The sequence below is a fragment of the Paenibacillus sp. TAF43_2 genome, assembly GCF_052113545.1.
Lineage (GTDB): Bacteria > Bacillota > Bacilli > Paenibacillales > Paenibacillaceae > Pristimantibacillus.
Genome location: NZ_JBFRDK010000091.1, coordinates 1 through 25,499, shown reverse-complemented (window position 1 = coordinate 25,499; position 25,499 = coordinate 1). Strand labels below are relative to the sequence as shown.

Sequence of the window (25,499 nt, the reverse complement as noted above, 5' to 3'; positions counted from 1 at the left end):
GCGATATCCGTTCCATCCGCTGCAGTGTATCCAGCCGTAAAGTAAGCTTTGCACGATATCGTCCGTTTCCTTTCTGGAACCGAGTACGTGAAGCATTCCTTGGTTACGACGTCCGATAGGATCTGTTGCATTCATCAAAAACCAAAAAAAAGACACAGAGCGTATTATACGCGCTCTGTGTCTTTTTTGTTTGGTCGATTCGTTTCTGCAGATGAAGCAGCTGTTTCACTCGCTGCAAGGCGGAACGGTTTCTTGGAGCGGTTATCGTTATTGCCTTTATAGCCGCCTTTACGCTGCTGTTGCTGCTCACGTTTCCCGCTGCCCTGCTGCTGTTCGCTGCTATTTTTACCTTCGCCAGCACTATTCGCGCTGTCGTTGCCTTTATCCGCGTCGTTTTTATTGCGATTGGAGCTTCTATGGCGATTTTCTCTTGTGTGATTGCGAGTATGCCTTTCATGTGCTGGAGCGCCGCTTTCTTCCTTTGCACTCGCAACCTCATCATGTTCAAGACCTTCAGAAATATCCACAAAACCGGCAGCTGCTGCAAGAAGATCAGCTGCTTCTATACGCGGACGCTCATCGTCTGCATCCAAGTCATAGTCGTCTGGCTCACGAACGGTACTGTTTGTTTTTTCTAAAATAAAATAAGCGCAGCCAAAGTTGCAATACTCATTGATGTAATCCGGCATGCCAGATAGATTGCTTTCCTTCGTAGCTTTCTGATGGCTGTCACGAAAAAAACCTTTCAGCCGCAGCTGGCTATAGCCCCAGTCGCCAACAATATAATCGTAGCGCTCAAGTACTTCGCTGTATCGATCACGAAATGCTTCAGGATTCCAGCCATTCCTATTTTCAAGCACAATTTCATAAGATTTTCCGCCGATATGAATCAAAGCCATATTTTCCACCTCATCTTGAGCGTCAGTTACAAGCTGCTCGAGCAAGCACCGGAAGAAATCTCACGGCTCGCTTCGGCTTCCGCTGCCATTGCTGCGTGTGCCGAATCGGTCTGCTCATGTGCATGATAAGAGCTGCGTACTAATGGTGCGGATTCTACATGCCTAAAACCGCGCTTCAGCCCTTCTTCTTTAAGTTTTGCAAATTCGTCTGGGTGGACATAACGTACGACCTTTAAATGTTTTGGCGTTGGCTGTAAGTATTGACCTAATGTCAAAATATTTACATCGTTTGCGCGAAGATCATCCATCGTCTGCAAAATTTCATCCCATTCCTCACCTACGCCAAGCATAATGCTCGATTTGGTTGGAATCTTAGGCTTCATTTCTTTGGCGCGCTTCAACAGCTCCATCGTACGGCTGTATTTGGCTTTGGCACGAACACGATCCGAAAGCCGCTCCACCGTTTCGACGTTATGATTTAGAATATCCGGATTTGCATCCATTACGATTTGAAGCGCATCTTTATTTCCCAAGAAATCAGGAATAAGCACTTCAACTCGGCAAAACGGCATACGTTTGCGAATCGCATGTACAGTAGCTGCAAATATGGATGCGCCGCCATCCTTAAGATCGTCACGAGCAACCGATGTAACAACACAGTGCTGAAGATTCATTTGCTCTGCTGCCTCTGCCACCCGTTCTGGTTCGTCCAAATCCAGCTCAGTCGGCATACCTGTCTTAACCGCACAAAAACGGCAAGCGCGCGTGCAAATATCACCCAATATCATAAATGTGGCTGTTCGATTCGACCAGCATTCATAAATGTTTGGGCAACGTGCTTCCTCACAAACCGTATGTAGCGTTTTTGAGCGCATCATATTTTTAATTTCGGCAAAGTTACCGTCTGTCGCTAATTTTATTCGAAGCCAATCAGGCTTTTTGAGTGTTTCTTGTTGTTTCATAAGGGATTACCTGCTTTCAAGTTCATTTATAATTCCTAAACTCATGCGTTTATTATAACATGTTTCGTATAAAAACCAATGATTTGCAAAACATAACGTTATAACCGTCATGCTTTTGGAAGGGTGAGACGTTTGAAACTGACTATTCCTATTGTTGCAGCAATAACCGCAGCTTCTCTGTTCATTGTCACGCCCGTCAGTTCTGTAAGAGCAGCTCCTGCTGTCAAACAAAAAACTGATAAGGCCCATGAGCAAACAGTCGATGCTGAGACCGATCCCTTTTCCGTTAGAAGAGGGTTGTATGACAAATTAAGCTTATTTACCGAAGTGCCTTGGTTCTGGATCGCAGCCATCGATCAGTATGAGCGATCCATGTCTAAAGCACGTCCAAAGGCTCGTCCAATGCTTGGGAACACCGTTGGCGTGTTTATCGACCAGGAACGCTGGGTCGGCCCGCTCAATCCGAATACGGATGACAGCTCGCCGGTATCGATCAACTTTTTTAACGGGATTGGCCGCGATGGTGACGGGAATGGACAAGCGGAACGAACAAGCGACATCGATCTTCTCTATTCACTTGTTAGCCGCGTTGCCGCGTACGGTATCTCCAATGATGATTTCGCAATCGGACTTTGGGAGTATTATCAAAATAATCGTTCAGTGCAGCGCATCCAGCAGTTCGCCCGAATCTATGAAGCATTTGGCCAGCTTGATTTGTTCGAGCATGCATTCCCGCTGCCTATCAGCACTCATTATGCCTATAACAGCACCTGGGGAACCGGGCGAAGCTGGGGCGGCAGGCGTACCCATGAAGGTACCGACATTTTCGTAAGGCATGGCGTCCCTGTTCGGAGCACCTGTTATGGCATTGTTGAGGTGCAGGGCTGGAATCCATACGGCGGCTGGAGAATTGGCATTCGTGATCTAAACAATTTTTACCACTATTACGCACATTTGTCCGGCTTTGACAAAACCGTTAATATAGGCGATGTCGTAAAGCCTGGACAGGTTGTTGGATGGGTAGGAAGCTCTGGTTACGGCAAACCCGGTACGCAGGGAAAGTTTCCTCCTCACCTGCATTATGGCGTATACAGCGACCGCGGTTTAATTGAATGGTCGTTTGATCCATATCCGATGCTGCGCCGCTGGGAGCAAGCCGAGCGTAAACGAATGCGTTCCGGAAATTAAAGCAAAAAATATAAAACGACTTTATCGTCCTCTTTGCAGAAGACAATAAAGTCGTTTTTATATGTATGCTATTCAGAAGATGAATTTCCCGAACTATTTGATCCTTGGTTAGATCCTTTAGAATGATTAGAGCCTTCGTTCGTTGCTTCTGTTGACGGTCCTGTATTAGATGCTCCAGTGCCTGAAGACTCTCCACTATTGTTGTTTTGCGGACTGGATGTAACTCCGCCTCCCGTACCTTCGCCGAGCGGAACCGAGATGTTTGGCGCCTGCGCAGCCGACTCGCCTACAGGTTTGCCMGTATTGTCGTAATAGTACATTGGAACGTCGCCGACTACTAGCAAATATGAAATCGGAATATCCGTTTCGACCAGCTCCGGCTCGGTATCAAACGGAATAATGATCGTAACCTCCGCTATTATGCGAATGTATACCTCAACCAAAATCATATTGATGCCGGCATCCTTCTGACGCGTGCTAAGATCTACCTTAACAGCCCCAACCGGCTCGAATTTGACGGGTACTCTTGGTCCGTATGAGGAAATGATCGCACTACCCAGCGCATGCCCAATCGGAATATGCTCCGGTATATCCTTCATTTCATTTAATRTATTTTGTACGGTGTTTATCGTTTGCGATGTAATTTTCATATGCTCCGCGTAATTAAGCATGAAGCCAGATATTTTTCCATTGCTGTTCATTTTCCAGTCAATAAGGTTGCTGCTGTCCGATCGGCTCGCTACTTGCTCGGTTATCGCTTTATTGATAGCCTGCGTGGCGATTTGCTTTACTCTGATTTTTGCTATATTCATCAGCGGCGGCCGCAAATTTTTCTCAATATAGACGAAGGACTGGATCGAAAAAACCATAAAAACAAGCAGGGCTATAATAAAGATTGTGCGTCGTCTTATACGAGGCTTAGCAGGGCGAGAGCCCCAAATGCCGCCTGATCCGCCATTGCCGCTGCTTCGGCTGCTGCTGTATTTTACAGCTGGACGCCTAATGCCCCATTTTCCGCTGCTTGTGCTTGAACGAGCTCCCGTACCCCATTTCTTTGGTGCTGGCCTTGATGAAGCTGAACTCCCACGACTGCCCCAAGTGACTGATTTTACTTTAGAGAATGGACGGCCAGACCAAAGCTGCATACGGCTGCCTCCAAATCCTCGAAAATGCCAGCCTCGCCTTCCCCATTTCGCCAATCCGATCCCCTCCCGCACCAAGCTGCACGCTCTTTATTACCCATACTTATGCAGAACTTGGTCAAAAAAGAAGACGACCTCAGCAAGTTGCAGACCTATTGACATTATGGAAACGTTATACATAATTGTAACTAAGGGAGATGAATCTAGTTGAGTGAACGCAATATTAGCACAACCGTTTCAGGAGATTTAATTGTTACTCGTCTGATTGGAAAAATAAGCACAGATGATGTTAATGACTGGTTTAATGGTTTCGAGCAAGCGTGTAAGCCATTTATTACAGAGGGGCGAAAATACCGTTTGTTAGTTGATCGAAAAGGCTATACCCCCGACCATTTTTCGGTTCAAAAAGCATGGAAAGATAAATTTTTTAATGAAAGCACTTTGAGTCATAGCAAAGCCATCGCATTCCTATTGGAAGATGGTGAAATTCTGAATCACTTGCAGCAAACCAATACCAAACCATCTGTACATTTTTTTAGCGATGCTGAACAAGCCTTCCACTGGTTAAATAACTATAGCGTACCGGAATAGTCTATTTAATCCGTTTAAATCGTGAGCCGATACCCTGCGCCCCAAATGGTTTCAATATATTGCGGATTCGAAGGATCCGCTTCTATTTTTTCTCTTAACCTACGAATATGAACGGTTACCGTCGCAATCTCGCCAAGGGAATCCATCCCCCACAGCTGTTCAAACAGCTCTTGCTTGCTGAATACATGATTAGGGTTCAATGCTAGAAAAGAGAGCAGATCAAATTCCTTTGTCGTGAACTGCACCTCTTGGTCGTTGACGTACACGCGCCGGGAAGAGGCATCAATCTGCAAGCCGCGTATTTGGATCTTATTTGAGGCTTTGGTATCGCGGTTTCCCATCAATCGCTTGTAGCGCTGCAAATGTGCTTTCGCCCTTGCGACCAGCTCACTTGGACTAAACGGCTTCGTTATATAATCATCCGCCCCTAAGCTTAACCCGCGAATTTTATCGATCTCTTCTTTTTTGGCAGATACGATAAGGATAGGAACCTCCTTTACCGCACGGATTTGACGACAAATCTCATACCCATCCATGCCTGGCAGCTGCAAATCTAGTACGATCAAATCATATTCACCTTCTACAGCAGCGCGGAGCCCCTCTGTTCCTGTTAAGCATATGTCCGCAGAAAAACCATGCAGCTCAAAATAATCCTTTTCGACCTCAGCTATCGACACTTCATCTTCAATAATGAGAATTCTCGTCATGTTCGTCCTCCTATGCTCCTCGCGAGCGGCAGCTTGATGATCATGCTAGTTCCCGCTCCAAGCTTGCTCTCAGCATGAATGCTGCCGTTGTGCCCTTCGATAATCTGTTTCGTAATCGCAAGTCCTAGGCCGCTTCCACCGGTCTGCTGGCTGCGTGAGAGATCCTCGCGGAAAAAACGTTCAAAAATAAACGGGAGAGCTTCCTCCGATATTCCTGCGCCGCTGTCGCTAATCATTAATCYAACGAAATCAGTCTCCACACTAAGCGATATCGCTATTTGCTTTGGCTCGTCCAACATAAATTTCATGGCATTGTCCATAATGTTGGTTAAAACCCGCTTCAGCTTATCTCGGTCGGCAAGCACATTGGTAGATTCTGAATGAACAATGTCCCACGTCAGCGCAACGCCTTTGTCTTGCAAATCAAATTGCAAATCCTCGGCATAGTCCTCTATGAATTGCCCCAAGCTGATTTCCTCGAATGTAAACGGCAGCTGCTTCAAATCAAGCTTCGAGTAGAGAAACAGCTCGTCAATCAGTTGATCCATATGCTCGGCCTTGGTCAAAATTGTATTCACATAACGCTCCATCTTTTGCTTCGTATCCGGCACACCGTCCCGAATGCCTTCTATGCTTGCTTTAATCGAAGTAATCGGCGTTTTCAGATCATGCGTAATATTCGCGACAAGCTCCTTGCGATTTTGCTCATATTGCAGCTGCTTCTCTACCGATTGCTTCAGCTTCATTCTCATATCTTCAAAGGCTTCGCTTAACCTTGCAATCTCATCGCTGCCTACCGCTTGCAGCTCAAACTCCAAATCGCCTTCCTTAATGCGCTCTGTCGACTTCCGAAGCAGATCAAGCGGCTTAATAATACTGCGCGTCAAAAAATAATAAAGCAGCATATTCATGAGCAAAAGCACGATAAACAGCACGCCTAATATAATTGGCAAGAGTGTACGAACAACCTCTGCAAACGGACTGCGCTCCCTTACAACGAGCACGCTTCCCTTGGATTGATCTGGAAAACGAAAATCAAATTTCGCATAAGCATAAAAATGGTCCCCTATTTGCAGGGTGTTGCGGATTGCATTGTTTTCCATCTCATAGTCAGGCAAAAACGTGATGAATTGAGGCTGTTTTACGGACAAGGAGGAATAAATCGCCTCGTCGCCTTTTCTTATAACCAGCTCCGCTTGTACCGAACGAAGCTTGTAATTATATTGATCGAGCAGTGCATGATCAAGAAGCGAGTCAGGTTCATTTTTCGCCAAATACTTTAGATCAAGGAAAATCGTTTCCTCCTGCTCAGACAATGGATTAACGGAATAATGAATATTGTAAAAGTCCTTTACGCTTCGCACATCGCCTGTTATCGCTACTACAAAGAGCAGAGCAGCGGCAAGAAACAATACGATCGTAACGATAAGAATACAGCTGTAGGACAATAGCAGCCGAACGCGGATGGACATACTCGGATCTCCTTCTCCTTTTGACAATTCGTTTTTCGTGAATACAATGTAACATAGGTTGCCCTGAGGGGACAAAGAGAAACAAAGACAACTTTGCAACACGATCTAACATGGGATAGACTATAAGAAATCATTTTCCGTATTAAAGGAGTATATATGGCCATTAATCGACGACTCAGCACCGATCAGGACTTTGAAGAGGTTATCGAACTGCAGCAGCGCATTCGCGTGTTTCAAGACAATCAGCTCATCGATGCCAGCTCGCTGGTTGTGCGGTATGATGATAGCACGATTGTGACCCAATCGGGGGTAAGCGATATTGCCTATCATAACCGAAAAGAATGCGAGTTTTTTCTACTTAGAAAACGCTAAGTTATACAAAAAAACGGTGTCGCCCTGTTAGCCCTCGCGGGGCAGGTTGACACCGTTTTTCATTGCATATTACTTATCCAGCAGCTCTACGAACTGCAATAACCGTGTGATCATCGCTGCTGCTTCGGCGCGGCTTGCTAGATCTAGAGGCAGGAATGATTGATTTCCTTTGCCCTCCAATATACCCGCTGCTGCAACCCGAGTCACCGCATCAAGCGCCCAGCCATGTATAGCTGCTTCGTCTTTAAAGCTGGCAGCTTCATTAACTTCTTTCTTGACGTTAGCTCCTGCTGCTTCCGCAAATTTTAATGCGCTTGCTGCCATCACTGCCATTTGCTCGCGCGTAATGGTCGTATTCGGACGGAAGGTTCCGTCCTCGAAGCCTTTAATCAGTTCAAAACTTGCAGCTGTTGCAATTGCATCCGCATACCAAGCGCCCGGCGCAACGTCGCTGAACGCCGACGCCTGCTTGCCTCCACTATTTTGGAGGCCAAGCGCTCTTACAAGCATTGACGCAAACTCGGCGCGCGTAACTGTACGGTTAGGAGCAAAGCTCGACGCCGTTGCACCGCTCACAATTTGTTTGGAAGCGAGCAGCTCAATATTCGATTTTGCCCAGTGGCTGCTAATGTCTGCAAAAGTTTTGGGATTTAAAGCGACTACATAGCTGCTGTTGCTAGTACTCCAAATGGTGACAGTGGTTTTCCCTTCAGCTGATCGGAACAAAGCCGGAACGTAACGGAAAGCTCCCGTTGCCGGATCAAATACGAGCGCTGTTGCTGTTTTGGCATCCAGTTCACGGTCTACTGTCATCGTACGCTTCACATATTTGCCGCCAAGGCTGTGTGCTTCTACTGATGTGCTTCCATGCGAGACGGAAATAATAAAATCAACAGGATCACCTGCAAGCTCAAAGCCTGCGGCTTTGGCTTTAGCTCGAATGTTATCAAGCACCAGTTGACTAACCGGCTTAATTGAGAAAGTTACAATTAGCTTACCGTTATTCGCAAGCTTTGCCTCCTCCAGAACGCCGTTTACAAGCGCCAGCGGGAACTCATACGACGCTGTACCCTGCTCAATGACGACTACCGCATTTGGACTGCTCTTAAGCGCGTCAAGAAGGGCTTGTGCGGAGAAGGAGAGATCTCCATTTGATGTTAACGCACCTTTGGCGAAGATGATCCGCTCAAGCTTGCTTGCGGCATCTGTTTTCAGCTTGCTGTCATTTTGAGCTGTATTAATCGCACCGCCGATTTGGCCTGACCCTAAACCGTCAGTGCTGCCTTCATTACCTTCCTCTGGCAAAACGACCGCCTTCACTTCCACCGTATACACTCTGCTTTGCGAGCCATGAGACACAGTAAGTGCCGTTTGGCCGATTTTTAGTGCGCTAAGCTGTCTATCTTCACTAATAGCTGCAATGTCTGCTTGCGCAATCGTTATGATCGCATCCGCTGTGACATCGATGCCTGCTTGATCAAACACCTTTATGGCTTTTGTATCACCCACAGTCAACGACAGCGGTCCTCTATCGCCATTCTCAAGAGCTATGCGGAATGGCTTCGGACGATTGGCAAAACCTTCATTTTGCTCGGTGAACGATAATTGATCATTTGAACTTGCTAGCATCGCTATCCGCTCGCCACGCACAATGACATTGTCCACCTGAATATTGCCCGACACCCCGCTTGTCACATCTATTCCGTTTGTACCCATTCCGTCGAGCACGATATTTTGCAGCTTCATATGATCAATGCTGAATCCGCCGCCGTGAACAATTAAACCCGCATAAGTACTGTCGAGCGCGACGTTGTCCCGTACAATGACCTCGCCGTTCAAATCCTTCTCGCCAGCGAAAATCCAAATCGCACCTAGATTAATGTTGTACGCAGAGTCGGCGCTGCCCGTACGAACCAGTGTATTGCGCTCCACAACCGTTGTGCCGCTGAATGCCACAGGATTAAAGCGTGTCGATACGGCAATGCCCGCGCCGTTCGTAATGGTATCCGTACCGATGTTATCTTGAAGCTTATTGTCTTGCCCGCCAAAAATAACGAAGTTATCGGCCAGCCAAGGCAAAGCCACCGTATTAAAACGCGCCGTATTGTTGATGCTTGCGCGTCCTTCCGCCGACCACATCGCCAAACCATCGTCGCCCGGATATCGGATATCCGATTGCTCCATCACACTATTGCTCGTGCCTACGGAGAAGTTGATGCCGTCGGCCATCAAATTGCGCAAACGAAGGCCAACCATATGCAGGCCATCCGTTATTTCGTCGCTGCCCCTTACCTTGGACAGCCAAAGCCCTGTTTTTGAATGCTCGACCCAAACATTCTGAATAACCGAGCCTTTGCCGAAGCCGCCATAAAAAGCATGGGTCAACGCTTCATCATCACGAATATTCAGGTCGCCGTCGATGAGTAGATCATATACGCCAATATTAGCGCCTTTGCCAATAAACCTCGCACCGATCAGCGATGTATACCACATCCCTGCACCGCGAATTGTGATTTGATCCAATTCAATCACATCAGCCTTAAGCTCAAATACCCCTTGAGGGAACCATACGCCTTTCCCTTGTTCTTTCGCTGCATTCATTGCAGAATGGAACGCTGCCGAATCATCAATGCCATCACCAGGTACAGCTCCGAATTCGGCAACTGACAGGAATCCATCAGGCTTTGCAAACGGACCTTCCACCTGCTCCATATCGACAAGGTCAATGACATAATAATCTGCCGCATTCTCGGCATCCTTCTGTAGACGGATCTTAGCTCCTACGGGAATATCACCGATCAAAGCATGTATTTCATCAAAGAAGCGATGTGCATTGCCCTGCTTTGGATCATTAGACCATGGATAGCTGCCGTACTCCCAGCCATGTTTTGAGCTAAGCTCTAAATTTTGCTTAAATTCTCCGTTTACGTACAGGCCCAACGTTTCGTTTCGTCCAGCCCCGTCTGCGCTGTCTGGGATGACATAACGCAGCACAAGTGTATTAGCCGCCTTCGCTAATGTAAATTGTACATAATCACCTTCATCTACCAGCTTAACCGCCTGCCTGCCCGATGCCTCAGAAGCGATTTCGCGATAGCTGCGCGATGGTCCAATCAGCTCGCCGTTCGTTAATCCATGTTCCGCTTCATAGGTAATGTACGGAACTGTCGCTCCGCGGTAAGCAATGCCGATGCTTTGTCTGACTAGAAGGCTATCCAGCCATACTTGCCCTGAATCCGCTGAATCCTTTTGCAGCGTAATCGTATTAATCCCGCTGCGCAGCTGCATTTCAATAACCGCTTCGGACCAGCTTTGTTTTTCTCCAGCTGTATTAAACGCCACTTGTTTGATCCTTATGCCATTCACATACAGGCTAAGCTTGCTTGGCGCATCGGTGACGTTCAAGTAACGAAGCTCCGTTAAATAGCTGCCTGCTGCCCCAGCATGAACGGTAAAGCTGATTTTATCTCCCGTTTCAGTGAAGTTCCCAGCGTACCCTGCACCTTTAAAGCCTGTTAACTCCTTACTTACTTTAATGCCGCCAGACATAAAAGCGTTCTCTGCTTCATATCGCTGATTGGAGGCAACGGGATCAAACTGCCAAAGTGCCTCATCCGATTGACTCGGCGTACCGTATTGCAGCTTGCCAGCCGTTAGCAGCAGCAATCCGTCTTTCTGCGAAGCATTTATAATCCGTTTATAGCCAGCACGCTCCTCAATCGTCCATTGTGCCGCATCAATGCCTCTAGCCTCACCCGCGATTGCCGCCAGACCATCTGATTGTAGCGTCAATAGATGTCCGGTAGCTTTGTTTTTCAACAGCCTCCGGCCGTTGAAATCCTGAAGCAGCCATTGGGAGCTCGCGTTATCTGCCCTTACCGAGCCGCTAAGCACCTTGCCGCCGTTTTCATATAAATAGCCTGTGCCTGACTTTTCTTTAATACGAATATAGTTCGTGTCGTCAAATGTTGGGGTAGCCGTGTCATTCGTCTTCTCCTCGCCCATTGGCGGCGTCTCGAATTGCTCCGTTGCATTCTCAAACGTCCACTGCACCGATCCAAATGATGCTGGGTACAATCCACGTTCTGCGTAGCCTGCATTATTTTGAACATGAATGAACTCATCATCGTATTTCCCATTCAAGCTGCGAATCATATATTCCGCACCGCTCGGAGTGCTTTCAACTGCCCACTCTAAGAACGCATCGCCTTGAATGGCTTGCTTGCTCTCAATAAAGGCATAATCCCCGGTCATTGTCATGTAATGTCCTGTAGCACGGTTTTTCAACCTTTGTTTCCCGCCCTCTGACTCTATAATCCAATGACTGTAGCCGTTGTTCTCTGCCAAGTTGCCATAAAGAACAATTCCTCCATTGTTTTCATATAAAAATTGGCCGTTCGCCTTGTTTTTTATACGAATCGGAGCCTCTGGCAAAGGTTTCGCTGGAAGTGCTAGCGGCTCAACTGCATATTGCGCGCTATCCGAATCAGCAACAAGCTTGCTCACTTTCGTATATCCCTCACCATCTGAATATAGAAAATGACGAGCCCAACCACTCCGCAGCACTACAAATTTATCAGAAGATCCAGGCTCCATGTTCCACTTCACGCTGCCCCAGCTCTCGTGAATGCCGCCTTGTGCGATAATTTGCTGTGTCGGGGCATCCTTTTCAACATCCCCGCCTACGTGCTCCATCGACACATAATGGCCAGTCTTGAGGTTTTTCAACCGCACCGAGGTCGGTCCATCGCCCGTGCGCTCCAAATACCAAACTGAGCTAAGATCCGTTTCTGGAAGCTCGCCATACTTAACCTTGCCTTGATCATCACCCTCAGCGGTCACTTCATACAAATAACTGCCGGTTTGCTTGTTCTTAAGTCTTACATTCGTTAACGCCGCGTCTGTCACAGGTATAAACTTCCATTTAGGGCTTCCCCATCCTGGATTAATTACGCCGTATTCCGCGTATTTCGTCAGATTTTGCAAGCTAATATACTTTTGTTGTCCAATAACATCATTAGCATCCTGCAAGCTGTGAATGAGCTTTGAGCCGCCGACATCTTCGATGACCCAAATCGCACTCGTCCAGTCATCAGCCACCTCAGACACATCCATGCGTCCATCCTTCATATTTTGCAAATTAATGTAGTGGCCTGTTGCTCTATTCTGGATGCGTTTGCGACCGTTTAAACGTTCAACTAACCATTGTCCCTTATAATCGCCTTCAGAGACATTGCCGTATTTCAGCTGTCCTGCTGCATCCTCGTATAAGAAGAAATTTTGCCATTCATTCTGAATTCGAATATATTGCGGCGAGCCATCCCCGCTAAATGCCGGGTCTTCAAACAACCATTGCGCCGCATTCTCATTTGGCTGAATTGTACTTGCTTGGGCTGCGCCCGTATTGTCTTGAATATGCAAATATTCGCCTTGGCCAACATAGCTCTGAATGCTTTGATAGTCATCATAAATGGCTGATTTGCTAAAGGACCATTGATCCTCTGCAGAGCTTTCCGTTAATGAAGATACCTTAAGCGGATCGCTGATCTCATTAACTCCTGCACGCGTAACATAATGACCAGTTGCTAGGTTGCGCAGCCGTTTTTTGCCGTTAAAATCTTCCCTTACCCACTGGTAAAATGACTTCTGGCCTGCCTGTGTTGTCAGTGCGCCAACCTTTGCCAGCCCAGCATCTTCATACAAATAAGCAGTACCTACCTTCTCATTTGTAAAATTCACGATACGGTATGGCTGCGTATCCGGCGCCAGCTCTATTCGCCAGTGTGCATTGTCTCGATCCAGGACGGACCAACTGTTCGAGCGTACATGTTTGTCATCAGAAAACTGCGTATTCAATACGTAAATGGTCGAAGGAACTGCCTGATAAGCTGCAACGTTTTGGAAGGTGATAAAATCTCCACCCGCTGTGTCAGCTACCAGCCACTCGCTTTTATTCGTGTTGTCCAGTCCGATAGCTTTAATAGGCTCATAGTCTATTCCTTGCGTAATGTAATGACCGGTTGCACGGTTTTTAATCCGATAGGAATCCGGCGTTGCTCCTGGGACAAGCACCCAATGAGATTTGCGATCCGCAGCAGGCACCTCGCCAAAATCAACGAAACCATTAGCTCCCTCGTACAAATATTGTCCGGCTCGGAACTTATTGGCAAGACGAATTGGAGCAGCAGACTCCACCGGCTCGAGCGCCCACTGCGGACTCTCGAACGTTATATTGATGTCATTGCTTACTTCTGCAAAGCCGAGCAAATCCTCTTGATGAATAACGAGATTGGCATTCTCCGGCACAGTTGCACTTTTAATAACCACATAACCCTCGCGGCTGGACGCATGAATGGTCCATTGGTCTGCAAGCGTACTCTCCGTTATCTCGCGGCTGGTCAGTGCATCGCGCCGCTTCCCAACCTCTGAGACCGTAATGTAATGTCCGGTTGCACGGTTTTGAATTCGCTTATTGCCATCATGCTCCTCAATGAGCCAATGCGAGGATTCATCTTCATAGCTTGGAAAACCGTACCTCACGATACCACTTTCATCCTCATACAAATAATTGCTTTGCCATTTGTTCTGGATGCGAACGTAGGTTGATTCCGTTACGGATGACACGGCCGCCTCGGGCTGGCCTCCGCCTTCCGATACTACCGCCGTCTCGTCCGCATAGACCGGAACCGCCATAAACATAAGCAGCAGCGCCAGAATGAATGCCAATATAGACCTTGCACGTTTCATTGCACAAACCTCCCCAAAGGTATCCAAGTGCAAACGTATCCCGAAAGCACTCGCTTATGTAAATCTTTCATTCTCTTTCATCATAATTTGGAATCGCTTACATATCGATGTGCATTTCTAGAAATAATAGGTGTTATATTACGAAGTGTATAGGCATGCAAAAACCCCTCTGTCTTAGACAGAGGGGTTCTATTCTTATATGGGTAACCTGCTGATGGCTGTGAAGCTCATTCTTTCTGATTAAACGGTATACTATTCTTCTTCTACTACGCCAAGCTCCCGATTTTTCTCCTTAAAACGCTCGTTATGAGAAGAAACATAAGCCATCTCTGGAGCTTCCGGATCCATGTACAGCTTCGCGCTGTTGAGTGCCAAGACGCCGTCCGTGAACGTTCCWGCAATAAGTCCAACCTTGCTGCCAAAGCTCGCGAAATCGCCTGCGCCGAAGATGCCCGGAATATTAGTAGCCATCCGCTCCCCAACGTTCGCATTCCATACTCCCATATCAAGACCCCAATCACGGATGGGTCCAAAATCACTCTTCATTCCATGATTGACGATGACAGCATCGACTTCAATCTGCTTGCTTTCCTCCGTTTCCATATGTGCAATTGTTACCTTCTCGATACTTTCCCCATTACTGCTATGAAGCGCAAGCACTTGATAAGGCGTAAGAACATTTACAGAGGATTGTTTCATCCTGGAAACATTTCTCTCATGCCCGCCGAAGCTGTCACGGCGATGCACGACCGTTACCCTGGCTGCAATGGATTCCAGCTCATTTGCCCAATCTACTGCGGAATCGCCGCCGCCGGAAATGAGCACTCGCTTATCGCGGAATTTTTCCAGCTCCTGTACGGTATAGTACAAGTTCGTTACTTCATAGCGGTCAGCCCCTTCAATCTCCAGCTTCGCTAATTTTTTTATTCCGTAACCAATTGCCATTATGACCGTTCTTGTATGATGCTTCTCGCCAGTTAATGAAGTCAGCATAAAAGTTCCATCAGCCAATCGTTCATAGTCCGTAATTTGTTGTCCGAGCACAATCGTCGGATCAAAGGTTTTGGCTTGTTGGATCAATTGCGCAATTAATTGTTCGCAGCGAATCGGTGTTACCCCGCCTACATCCCAAATAATTTTCTCAGGATAAGTGAGCATTCGCCCGCCGAGTTGATCCTGCGCTTCAATTAATTTCGTTTTTAAATCGCGCATGCCGCTATAGAAAGTGGTATATAACCCACCTGGGCCACCACCAATTATCGTTACATCATAGAGCTCCAATTGTTCGTTCATCATTTGCCTCCAAACGTCAGTCATGATCAATTTATTTTTTGATATTGATTATCACTATCACTTATTAAAGTTTAGGATACCATACTCATTGTGACAATGGACAAAAGTCACCATTTCTTTGTACAAAACTGACTTTTGTTATCTCTATCCATGCTTTCAACGATTCGTTTATTTCGCACCTGCGAGCCAATTAGCTAGTTCCTCTGTCTGTGATAGCGTAGCAATCGGATCAAAATACCATGAGCGTTCCTTACTCCAAATATAGACGCGATCATTTTTAACTGCATCAATCAGCTTCCAAATCGGCTCGGTTTTCAAATCTGCAAGCGTTATCGTATCAGACGTTAATATAATATAATCGCCAGCAAAGTCAGACAGCTTCTCTCCAGAAACCTCAACAATTTGCTCCTTCATCAGCTGCTCCGCTACTTTAGCTGGCGGCTTAAGTCCAAGTGCTTGATAGACTGCTTGTCCGCCCCTGCCGAAATTATCGCCGAATACGCCCGTATTCCCTCCCCAATCCTGCATGACTGAAATCACAGCATCGCTAGGAATGGCACTTTCAACCTTTGCTTTGGCTGCTGCAATACGCTGGTCGTAATCAGCCAACCATGCTTCCGCTTCTGCCTCTTTCCCTAACAATTTACCGAAATAGGTCAATTCTTCATGCGTATTTTTTAGTTCGCCATAAGGAACAACGATCGTCGGTGCAATTTTGCTATACTGCTCATAAGCTGCTTCATTACCTGTAACGATCATATCCGGCTGCAAATCTATTATTTTCTCTAGCGATACACTCTCGTATTCTCCAATATTCTCCACGCCTGCAAGCGCCTCTGAAAAATACGGATTTTTCAAATTCAATTCTGGCGTACCGATTGGTTTGACATTTAGTGCAATAAAGCTGCCCAAGTACAGATCAACAACGATCCGTTCGGGATGCGAAGGAATTTCGATATCACCTTTTATCGTTGTGATTACTCTAGTCTGAGCCTCCGATTGCGGCTTATTGGAAGGAGCTGCTTCCCCCTTCGTCGTTAATTTTGATTCCACGGTTGTCGTATTTGTATTTAACGTCCCCGTAGAACATGCGCTCACAAATAAGGCAAAACAAAACAATAAGGTTGCCGCCATTGATAATTTCAATCCTTTGTACATGGGTATTTGATTCTCTCCTTTGTATTGATAATGATTATCATAACGATACACATTGTAACGCCGGAGCCTCCCTGGAACAATGGACAATCGGCTCGATCTATATAGACGATTTGCCCCGCTTCTAGCATTTCTCAAACTGTCTTTATACCTGCCTGGCGAAACGCCAGCAACCTTTTTGAATATCCGTGTGAAATATAAGCGATCTGAATAACCAACGCTTTCCGCAATTTCCTGAATGGTCGCGCTTGTATTTTTCATTAGCTCCTTCGCATGATCAATTCTCACCTGAATGACATAATCAATAAGACTATGCCCCGTTTCCTTTTTAAACACCTTGGACAAGTTTTTGGCGCTATAGCTTAATATCTGTGCCAACTGCTCAAGCGTAATCGGCTCCATATAATGATCATGAATATAACGAAGCGCTTGAGCTGCTAGGTCGGGCTTCGATAGAGATACATCTTGCTTTTGCAGCTGAATGAATACCTCATAAACAAATTGATGAAATAACGTATTGACATGAAATCTCTCCAAAGAATGCGATATTTGCCACTCTTGTGCCATTACGTTAACAATTCGAAATAGTGAGATCGGGTATTGCGGGGCAAGCCATATTGCATATGGAACGGGTTGTTTGTTTCAATAAGTGATAAAATCTCTTGCCTGCAAGGATGCGGAATGAGTGCTTTATAGAAGATTAAGTAATAATCAAAATCCTCCTTCAGCTTATCTATATCCAAGCACATTCCTTTGCCCCCATGYAGCATATGAAATCGCTCCGCCTTATATAGATGACCGTCCAAACATACATTTGCGCTGCCCATTGTCGTATATAAAAATCCGCTTGCTGGAAGACGGTAGGATTGCAGCCTATCGCCAAGTTTCATCTTATGGTGACGAACATCCAACACCTTAATAGAGGCATGGTTCCAAAGCCTAATAAGATCATTCCACTCCACTTTCCGAGTTCAGCTCCTCTAGCGTTTACTTTGTGCTGCTCACAGATCGACCGAAGAAAAGCCGACTACTTGATCATGATGGTTCAGCCTTTTATGTATGGTTCCTTGCAGAGCATATTAACAAGCATTCTAATGATAACCATTCTCATTGTCAATTCCTTTCTTACTAGGGCATGTCTGAGAACTCTGTAGACAGCAAATTTTGCTGAATTTTCGTTCCATGCAAGGCGCGTTTGTGAAGGCGTACCGGGGTACGTCAAGCAGACGGAACGAAGCAGGGGGCGAAAAGGCGGTGAAAGGTGCCACTGAACGGGTTTTCAGTCACGCCCTAGTACCTGGTACTACAATAAGTTGGTACTTTTGCGTTTTGGCATATGATGTAAACTAAAGACATGAACAACAAATCGATTCGGGAGGCTTTCTCAAATGGAAAAAATGGAAACGATGCAAGTACGCAAACCAGCAAATTTTTATCGCCGCCGTAATACCCCAACGTATACATTCATGGCTTGGGCAGCTTTTCTTATAGCATGCGGCTTCGAATTCATCGGTATTTACACGCTGAAACAGCCAATGTCTGTGCAAGGGTACTACGCGGTAACCGGCATACTTTTAATTATCACTTCATTTCTTCTGCAGAAGGTTGCGCGCGACAATGATGAGGATAAGTTTCTCAAAGACTACAATCCCGGCTACAGAAGCCGCAATACACCCGCTTTTTCGTTCATGGCTTGGGCTGGCTTTATCATTGCTATTCTCGCTCAATATATAGGTATTTACACGCTAGAGGAGCCGCTTTACGTCAAAGGCTACTACGCAATTGCCGGTGCTTTCTTAATCGTTTCTTGCCTCGTTTTGCAAAAGACCATTCGGGRTAATGAAGAAGACAGCGTGCATACGAAAACAGAAGATTTAGAAAGCTAGAAAATAATAAAAAGCCTCCCCTTTAAAGATGAATTGGGGAGGCTTTCTTTCGATCAATCCGTTTAGCTATTCGACTTTAATAGAATCAAAAAACTTCTCTTGCACGACCTTGGCAGACTTGTCGAGCAAGCCTTGAAGATCTGAACCTTTTTTGGAGAAAACCTCTTGCAGCACATTCGTTACTTCGCCGTAGTAATCCTGCGTGTTGTATTGCGCTTCAGGTTTGCCGTCAAGCAAAGAATCGGATTCTGCGTTATATTTGTAGACGTTATCGTATTTATCAAATATAGCCTGTGCTTTTTGACCGTATTCCGATGAAGGGCTGTAGTAGTTCATTTGCGGCGGAATATAGTATTTGCCTTCTGTTTGGCGTTTTTGGATATCGGTTTCAAGCGACTCTAGACCTTTATCCGTAAAGTAATCAAATGTAATATAGCGGAAAGCAATTTCTTGTTCGTCCTTCGTCGCATTTGGATTGATCACGAGGTAATCCCCGCCAAGTACGCCTGTATGCTTGCCGCCTTTCTCCGCTGCCGGCATTGGGAATGTCAGTACATCTTCTGGCTTCAAGCCGCCTTGGTTGAGCGCTTGCTCAAGTACACCCTCAGCTCCTGCTATAACCATAGCCGTACGGCTTTGTCCGAAAGCGCCGACAGCATCGCCCCATCCAAGTGCCCAGTCCTGCGGAATTGCATTTGCTTCCCATCTAAGCTTGTTGTAAAACTCTAGCGCCTTCAAGCCAGCGGCAGAATTAAAGGCTGCTGTTACTTTGCCGTCAGCGATCGTCTGAACATCGCCGCCTGCCTCAAACAAGAAGTTGGTCCAGTTCCAGCCTGCTTCTGTACCTTTGCCCATCGGCGCAATACCTGCAATACCTTTCTTCGGATCAGCTACTGCTTTAGCAGTATTGTACATATCGTCCCATGTCCAGTCATACGATGGAATCGGTACACCTTTCTCGTCGAGCAGCTTCTTGTTTACGACCGTAGTTGTAACATAGGCTTTCTGGGATACCCCGAACACCTTGCCGTCAATGATAAATTGGCTTTGCAGCACAGGGTTGATTTGATCCTTGAATGGATAACTGTCCCACAGCTCCGTAATATCGGCTACCCAGCCGCGCTCCTGCAAAAACTTAGCTTCTGTTGCCCAAGTGTTGAAAAATGTCGGCGCTTCGTTTGCTGCCATTTTGATGCCGATTTCGCTTGGGTTGTAGTGCCAGTCGCTTTTTACGATTTCCACGTTAGGATAAACCTCGTTAAAACGTTTGATTTTGTCATCTTCCAGCTTGCGGTTCTCAACCTGATCCGGCAATGGATAATAAATGCTGATCGTAATTTTTTTGTCTTTAATATCTTCCTTCGGAGGGTCTGTTTCCTTGCTGCCTGCATTGTTTGTCGCTGCATTCGTTGGTTTATCGGTTTCTTTTGGATCGTTGGTCTCCTTGCTGCCACCGCTGCAAGCCGCAAGAATTGAGCATATCATGACCAAACAAATCAACACTGCCACGTTTTTCTTTAGCATCGATATTCCCCTTCACCATTCGTATTTTCACTACATCCTCATCATAAAGGAGACATTTTCATTTGGGCGAGGTGTATTCTTATTCCGATCATGTGTATGTCTACGAACTGCTTATCCCTTAACCCCGCCAAGATGAAGTCCGCGCATAATGAACTTTTGGAACGCCAGAAACACGAGAATCGGCGGCAGCATCACCATCGTAAGGATGGCGAAACGAATATTCAGATTGAGTCTTTGCGCACTAATGACGTATTTATATACGGCTGTCGCAAGCGGATATTTCTTATCGCTGTGCATCACAAGCGAAGGCCAGAACCAATCGTTCCATGCCGTTGAGAAAACAAATATTGCGAGCGTGGAGAAAATAGGAATGGAAAGCGGAATCGCGATAAGGCTGAAGCATTTCCAATCTGACGCACCGTCGATTCGAGCCGCTTCAATCATTTCATGATGGATACCATCGAAGAAATTTTTAAGCAGCAGCAGATAGAATGCACTCGCACTGGCAGGCAGCCAGAAAGCCGCATACGTATTAAGCAACCCAAGATCCTTCAGATTAAGAAAGTTCGGAATGATATAAGTGCTCGGCGGTATAAAAAGTGTAATCATGAAAAAAAAGTAGATTCCCTTCTGATACGGAACATTAAGCTTGGAGAGGCTAAAGGCTGCTAAACCAAGCACGACGATGGTCATAATCATGTTGCCGCCAAAAATCATAAGCGTGTTTTTCAAAAACTGCGGCAGGTTAATAAAATTCCAGCCTGTTCGGTAGTTGTCGAAATGCCACTCCGATGGCAAAAAGTGCGGCGGAAACGAGTTCACTTCGGTGTTTGCTTTCAAACCGTTAAACAATGCAGTAGCAATGGGATAAAGCATCGAGGCAACCATTGCAATAATGACAAGAATAATAAGCAGAAACCCTACCTTGTTTTTATTTCTGCGCAAATCGTGACTGGATAATATCCCTCTGTCTAAGCTCTTCATCACTTGCTCGCCCCCCTGTTGTTCAGCCTGAATTGTAAAAGTGCCAATCCGCCAAGGACGACGAACATAAGTACACCCAGCGCAGAGGCTACCCCGTAATCAAGCTTCGTAAATGCATATTTGACGATAAACAGCGAGTAAGTGAGCGTTGCTTTGTTCGGACCGCCGTCAAGCAAGGCCAGCTGAGATTGGAAACCTTGCGTCGTTGCAATCAACTGCAAGAGGAACAGAAGCAGAATCAAGCCGCGAATCGACGGAAGCGTAATATGCCAGATACGGCGGAATATGCCTGCGCCATCAATTTCTGCCGCCTCATACCAGTCCCGCGGGATACTAAGAACAGCAGCCAAATAAATGAGCATGCCTGAACCGAACTGCTGCCATGTTTCCATGACGACAAGCGAAATCATTGACCAGCTTTTATTCGTTAGGAAGGCTATTTGATCAAGCCCCGCTTCCGTCAGCAATCCATTAATCGGACCTACCGGATCATAGAACCATCTCCATAAGCCGTATAACACAACAGCAGGCACGACGTTCGGCAAATATGCCGCCACGCGAACGAAGCCTTGAAAGCGACGCAGCTCTGATATTGCGATTGCGAACAGAATARGAACCCAAAAGCCGATAACCATACATAAAAACATGTAGTACAGCGTATTTTTGACACCAATCCATACATCAGGATCGTTAAAAATCGTCTTGTAATTATCAAACCCCACGAACGTATTTCCCTTTACAAAATCGATCGTGTAAAAGCTGTAAATAATGCCTTTCGTGATCGGCACCCACAAAAATAAAATAAAAATAATAGCTGCGGGCAGCAGAAACAAATAGCCCGAAATATGTCTTTTCCACCTGCCAGCCTTCCTCTGCACCTTGCTATCGAGCGGCTCGCCTACTACAACGGATTGTTCCATCTGAGTTTCCCTCATTTCTTTTCTATTGCTCTATACCATTCTAGAAGCAAGGCGGCTAACTGGTAATGTGCAAATCTAAGACAATGATAGCTATTTTTACTTCATCTTATTTCTTGTCGTCCTTCTTTAGCTCGCTTGGGCTCATCCCATAATATTTTTTAAATATTTTGCTAAAATGCTCCGGAGATTCGTAGCCGACGCGCTCTGAAATCTCGTATCTTCGCAAATCGGTAAACAAAATAAGCTTCCGACTCTCCTCCATTCGAAGCTTGATTACATACTCCCATAAGTTATAGCCTGTATCCTTCTTGAACAAATAGCTTAAGTAATTCGGGCTGACATGATTTTTCTGTGCGACCTCATGCAGCGTCAGTCCCTTTTGAACAAAGTTGCGATCGATATATGCCTTCGACTTCTCTACAATGAGGCTATTCTGTTCGCTTAGCTCTTCGGCAGTAGGGTCCTGCGTATAGGTGCTCCAATTAAAATCACCGTAATAAAACACATAATGATCACGATGCTCACGGTTCCACATGATCGCCTTGCGCGCTTGTTCGCTGAGCATGCCCACGAAACCAATGCCCCGCACAATTTGACTAATGCCTATGACACAGTGCAGCCCGATAAATTTATGAATGTTGTAATAGAGGCTGCGCCCGATCATATCCAATTGATTAATTTTGTTGACACTAGCTTCTCCAAACTCATTCTCGTCCCATTGAATAAGTACACTAATCTCCTGATTGGGAGAATAAAAGGCCACATGATTCCATTCCTTATCCAGCAGCTCATTCGCAATGTTCAATGCAGCATACTGCAGCAGCAGTGCATCCCTACTTTGGATCTGCCGATCCTTATCCGATAAATTCAGGCGCAGCTTAATGACCGCATAATAAGGCCCGTTCAGCTTGATTGCGTAGCGCTCATACAGCTTCTTCGCTATTTCCTCGGGTGTCTCCTCGGAGCTTGACAGCAGCTGATTAAACAGCTCCGTTCGCTTCGGGAGCGGCTCCTCCATATGGAAATGCTCTTGCAGCTTGGATAAGAACTGATCCTCCGTTGCCGCAGGCTTATTCATTTTGAGCAGCACATTTCGGACGGAATCCAGAAATTGATCGTTATTAAGCGGTTTAATCATATAGTCCTTTGCACCGAGTCGAATCGCCATTTGAGCATATTGAAAGGTTTCATAAGCGGAAATAATGATTGTCTGAACCCAAGGCTTCAGCAGCTTAGCCTGATGCATTAGCTCAATTCCATTCATCGAACCCATTTGAATATCTGTGATCAGCAGGTCAATTTCTTCAATTCTCAAATAATCGAGCGCTTCATATCCGCTGTGCGCCATATAAACATTTGCTAAACTAATGCCGGAAGCAGACAATAAACTGCATAAACCCTCACATATTAAAGGCTCGTCATCTACGATCAATATATTGTACATTTATCTTCCTCCCCGTCCGCATTCCAATGCTCACTTTGTCTCATCATAGCTCGTTGGCAAAATAATCGTCACCGTCGTGCCGCCGTTGTCCCCGCGCTTGTAGCTCATTCCATATCCATTGCCAAAATGAAGCTGAATTCGTTGTTGGATGTTACGAATCCCATAACCTAAACTATGATCTGACTTGTCATTGCTTAATAAACGCTCAATTGAGGCATAATCAACTTCCTTATGTCCGTTGTCCTCTACCTTGATCGTAACCCGCTCGCCCTCAACTACGGCCGAAATTTGGATTTCGCCATCCTCGCCCATAAATTTAACGCCATGGATAATCGCATTTTCGATAAGCGGCTGCAGCGATATTTTTGGAATCATAATCATTCTTGCGGCATCGGAAATGTTCCAGTGCACTTGAAACTCATATTTGTATCGCTTCTGCTGCAAGCTGACATAAGCGGATGCATGCTCAAGCTCCTCGTCCAGCGGAATGAGCTCTCTTCCTCTGCTTAGGCCAATTTTCATCAGCTTCGATAAGTCCTTAATCATTTCTGCGGATTCCGCATTGCCTTCAAGCGAGCTCTTCCAGTAAATACTCTCAAGCGTGTTGTACAGTAAATGTGGATTAATTTGCTGGTAAAGCAGCTGGAGCTGCGACTCCTTCTGCTTGATGTCCATATGGTATTTATAATGAATGAGCACATTCAGCCTACGGGCCATGTCATACAAAGCGGCAAAGAGTACGCCGACCTCGTCATTCCGGCCTTTTCCCGGCGTCTCCGGCACTAGCCTGCCTGGCTCATAGGTGCGAACAAACTGCGCCAGCTTCTGAAGCGGCGTCATAAGCGAGCGCCAGAAATAAACAACAACGACGCAGCCGAACAGTATATAAGCAATAGAAATGAGCTGGATGACATGCTTGAGCTCGCTTTGCTGCTTTAATAGCGAGCTGATCGGAATTTGATAGACAAGTTTATTGTTCAAGTTGCGGTTATAATTGACCACATAGATGTAATCAGAGGTCATGACATCAAAAGTGCCGACCGCTTCCATCCCATCCTTAACCTCTGTTGCAGGCGGCAGGACATACGTCTTCCCCATCAGACTTGAATCAGTCGCTGCAAGCACGCGGTTCGACCAATCCATAAATATGATCTTGCCGTCTGGCAGTGAAACGGATTTCAGCGATTCGCTAATTTTCATATCCATCTTTGTTGCGACCAAAACGCCAATGATACCGTTTCCAATAGAGACATTGCTAACGGCACGAATATAAGCAAGCGTGCTGATCTGCGATAACCCTACATTTGAATCAATAATTTCCATGTAACCTTTGCTCTTATAACTGACCGCATCATCGTACCAGCTTGGCTTCTCTGCATCGGAGAAAAAATAAACCCCGGTTTGTGTCAACTGACGCTTCGGTGCAAAAAAATAGTAATCATTCGGGTCATAAATATACAGCGAATAATATACGGCTTCTCCTCCATTTAGAGGAATCGAATTACTCGCAAGCAGTTTGTCGACCTTATCATATTTCCGTACTCTCTCAATAACCGTCTCAGCCCCTGTAGGCACAAGCTGCTGCGTAATTGGATTTTGAATAATCGTCGTCGTTATTTTGCTGATCGTATCCATGTCACGATTAATGACGGTATCGTTTTGTTTGATGAGCTCCACATATGCGCTCGTCACATGGTTTTTGAGCAAATGCTCTGCTTTCATATTGCCGTACCAATGCAGTAGAAAAATCGGACTCACCATCACGAGAAACAAAAGTATCAATTGCTGCTTTATGTTCAATTTTGTCAAAGGATTGCTAAGACCCGATCGCATGCAGGCACCTCCGGTTAATAATTGTACTATAGCAAAAAAAACAGCCAAACAGAGTGGCTAGAGCAGGCACCTCCGGTTAATAATTGTACTATAGCAAAAAAAACAGCCAAACAGAGTGGCTAGATCTACCCTTTTCAAAAGGGGCAATGGAGCTTAATCGTAGAAATACACATACTTCATACAAAAAAAATGCTGCTAGTCAACAGATGTTGGTTAGCAGCACTTAGGATGGGTCAAGTCCAAAGTTGTGTGTAAAATCCTCGAACAGAAAGCCTACTCATCAAGAGTAGGTTCTTGCGTTGTTTTTGGTTTTTTCTTACGCCATTCATGGTACACTGTCATTTCAATATATTTCTTGCCGACGGACCACTTTTCATCCA

Annotated in this window: 18 protein-coding genes and 2 pseudogenes; 6 read left to right on the top strand and 14 right to left on the bottom strand. The window is 45.9% G+C overall.

Annotated elements, in window-relative coordinates; translation table 11 throughout:
• Nucleotides 1-119: pseudogene (gene ppnK / locus AB4Z17_RS19320) on the top strand (NAD kinase); the annotation flags it as partial.
• 45 nt (nt 120-164) lie between these two features.
• Here the strand turns inward: ppnK and AB4Z17_RS19315 are convergent.
• Nucleotides 165-944, bottom strand: coding sequence for a YutD-like domain-containing protein (locus tag AB4Z17_RS19315; RefSeq protein ID WP_441961457.1), 780 nt, complete (start codon nt 942-944; stop codon nt 165-167).
• A complete protein-coding gene (lipA, locus tag AB4Z17_RS19310; protein ID WP_076271021.1) occupies nt 926-1,861 on the bottom strand; it encodes a lipoyl synthase in 936 nt (311 codons plus the stop codon). Before lipA ends, AB4Z17_RS19315 begins: the two co-directional genes overlap by 19 nt.
• A 132-nt stretch (nt 1,862-1,993) precedes the next feature.
• Between lipA and AB4Z17_RS19305 the strand changes: the two genes are divergently transcribed.
• Nucleotides 1,994-3,049: a M23 family metallopeptidase gene (locus AB4Z17_RS19305; protein WP_441961455.1), complete on the top strand. Its 1,056-nt coding sequence runs from the start codon at nt 1,994-1,996 to the stop codon at nt 3,047-3,049.
• Nucleotides 3,050-3,117: 68 nt separating this feature from the next.
• Here AB4Z17_RS19305 and yunB read toward each other — a convergent pair whose 3' ends face one another.
• Complete coding sequence (gene yunB / locus AB4Z17_RS19300; RefSeq protein WP_441961453.1) at nt 3,118-4,248, bottom strand: sporulation protein YunB; 1,131 nt, start codon at nt 4,246-4,248, stop codon at nt 3,118-3,120.
• A 150-nt stretch (nt 4,249-4,398) separates the two neighbouring features.
• Here yunB and AB4Z17_RS19295 point away from each other — a divergent pair, with 150 nt between their 5' ends.
• The gene (locus AB4Z17_RS19295) at nt 4,399-4,782 is read left to right on the top strand and encodes an STAS/SEC14 domain-containing protein (protein WP_441961451.1); all 384 of its coding nucleotides are present in this window, start codon (nt 4,399-4,401) and stop codon (nt 4,780-4,782) included.
• Nucleotides 4,783-4,796: 14 nt separating this feature from the next.
• Here the strand turns inward: AB4Z17_RS19295 and AB4Z17_RS19290 are convergent, their stop codons facing one another.
• Together AB4Z17_RS19290 and AB4Z17_RS19285 are read right to left on the bottom strand one after the other, a co-directional pair.
• Nucleotides 4,797-5,489 carry a response regulator transcription factor gene (locus AB4Z17_RS19290; RefSeq protein WP_076271018.1) on the bottom strand — a complete coding sequence of 231 codons (693 nt, stop codon included), beginning with the start codon at nt 5,487-5,489 and terminating at the stop codon, nt 4,797-4,799.
• Nucleotides 5,486-6,961: a sensor histidine kinase gene (locus AB4Z17_RS19285; protein WP_441961449.1), complete on the bottom strand. Its 1,476-nt coding sequence runs from the start codon at nt 6,959-6,961 to the stop codon at nt 5,486-5,488. Before AB4Z17_RS19285 ends, AB4Z17_RS19290 begins: the two co-directional genes overlap by 4 nt.
• Nucleotides 6,962-7,117: 156 nt before the next feature.
• Between AB4Z17_RS19285 and AB4Z17_RS19280 the strand changes: the two genes are divergently transcribed.
• On the top strand, nt 7,118-7,333 hold the full coding sequence (locus AB4Z17_RS19280; RefSeq protein ID WP_441908660.1) for a hypothetical protein: 216 nt from the start codon (nt 7,118-7,120) through the stop codon (nt 7,331-7,333).
• Between the two features lie 69 nt (nt 7,334-7,402).
• Here the strand turns inward: AB4Z17_RS19280 and AB4Z17_RS19275 are convergent, their stop codons facing one another.
• The 4 genes from AB4Z17_RS19275 to AB4Z17_RS19260 form a co-directional block, all read right to left on the bottom strand.
• Nucleotides 7,403-14,080, bottom strand: coding sequence for an S-layer homology domain-containing protein (locus AB4Z17_RS19275; protein ID WP_441961447.1), 6,678 nt, complete (start codon nt 14,078-14,080; stop codon nt 7,403-7,405).
• 252 nt (nt 14,081-14,332) lie between these two features.
• Nucleotides 14,333-15,373: an NAD(P)/FAD-dependent oxidoreductase gene (locus AB4Z17_RS19270; protein WP_441961461.1), complete on the bottom strand. Its 1,041-nt coding sequence runs from the start codon at nt 15,371-15,373 to the stop codon at nt 14,333-14,335.
• A 168-nt stretch (nt 15,374-15,541) separates the two neighbouring features.
• On the bottom strand, nt 15,542-17,095 hold the full coding sequence (locus AB4Z17_RS19265; RefSeq protein WP_441961445.1) for an AraC family transcriptional regulator: 1,554 nt from the start codon (nt 17,093-17,095) through the stop codon (nt 15,542-15,544).
• Complete coding sequence (locus AB4Z17_RS19260) at nt 17,095-17,490, bottom strand: hypothetical protein (protein ID WP_441961443.1); 396 nt, start codon at nt 17,488-17,490, stop codon at nt 17,095-17,097. Before AB4Z17_RS19260 ends, AB4Z17_RS19265 begins: the two co-directional genes overlap by 1 nt.
• 444 nt (nt 17,491-17,934) lie before the next feature.
• Here AB4Z17_RS19260 and AB4Z17_RS19255 point away from each other — a divergent pair.
• Nucleotides 17,935-18,156 (top strand): annotated as a pseudogene (locus AB4Z17_RS19255) (YiaA/YiaB family inner membrane protein); the annotation flags it as partial.
• Nucleotides 18,157-18,216: 60 nt separating this feature from the next.
• Nucleotides 18,217-18,414: a YiaA/YiaB family inner membrane protein gene (locus AB4Z17_RS19250; protein ID WP_441961459.1), complete on the top strand. Its 198-nt coding sequence runs from the start codon at nt 18,217-18,219 to the stop codon at nt 18,412-18,414.
• Nucleotides 18,415-18,480: 66 nt separating this feature from the next.
• On the opposite strand, the gene AB4Z17_RS19245 is transcribed toward AB4Z17_RS19250, so the two are convergent.
• The 5 genes from AB4Z17_RS19245 to AB4Z17_RS19225 form a co-directional block, all read right to left on the bottom strand.
• Nucleotides 18,481-19,938 carry an ABC transporter substrate-binding protein gene (locus tag AB4Z17_RS19245; RefSeq protein ID WP_339207482.1) on the bottom strand — a complete coding sequence of 486 codons (1,458 nt, stop codon included), beginning with the start codon at nt 19,936-19,938 and terminating at the stop codon, nt 18,481-18,483.
• A gap of 111 nt (nt 19,939-20,049) precedes the next feature.
• Complete coding sequence (locus AB4Z17_RS19240) at nt 20,050-20,922, bottom strand: carbohydrate ABC transporter permease (protein WP_076271011.1); 873 nt, start codon at nt 20,920-20,922, stop codon at nt 20,050-20,052.
• Nucleotides 20,922-21,842 (bottom strand): carbohydrate ABC transporter permease, encoded by a 921-nt coding sequence (locus tag AB4Z17_RS19235; protein WP_441961441.1) that lies wholly within the window; start codon nt 21,840-21,842, stop codon nt 20,922-20,924. Before AB4Z17_RS19235 ends, AB4Z17_RS19240 begins: the two co-directional genes overlap by 1 nt.
• A gap of 106 nt (nt 21,843-21,948) precedes the next feature.
• Nucleotides 21,949-23,286, bottom strand: a complete 1,338-nt coding sequence (locus AB4Z17_RS19230; protein ID WP_441961439.1) for a response regulator transcription factor — start codon at nt 23,284-23,286, stop codon at nt 21,949-21,951.
• A gap of 30 nt (nt 23,287-23,316) precedes the next feature.
• Nucleotides 23,317-25,119, bottom strand: a complete 1,803-nt coding sequence (locus tag AB4Z17_RS19225) for a sensor histidine kinase (protein WP_441961437.1) — start codon at nt 25,117-25,119, stop codon at nt 23,317-23,319.
• Between the last annotated feature and the right edge of the window lie 380 nt (nt 25,120-25,499).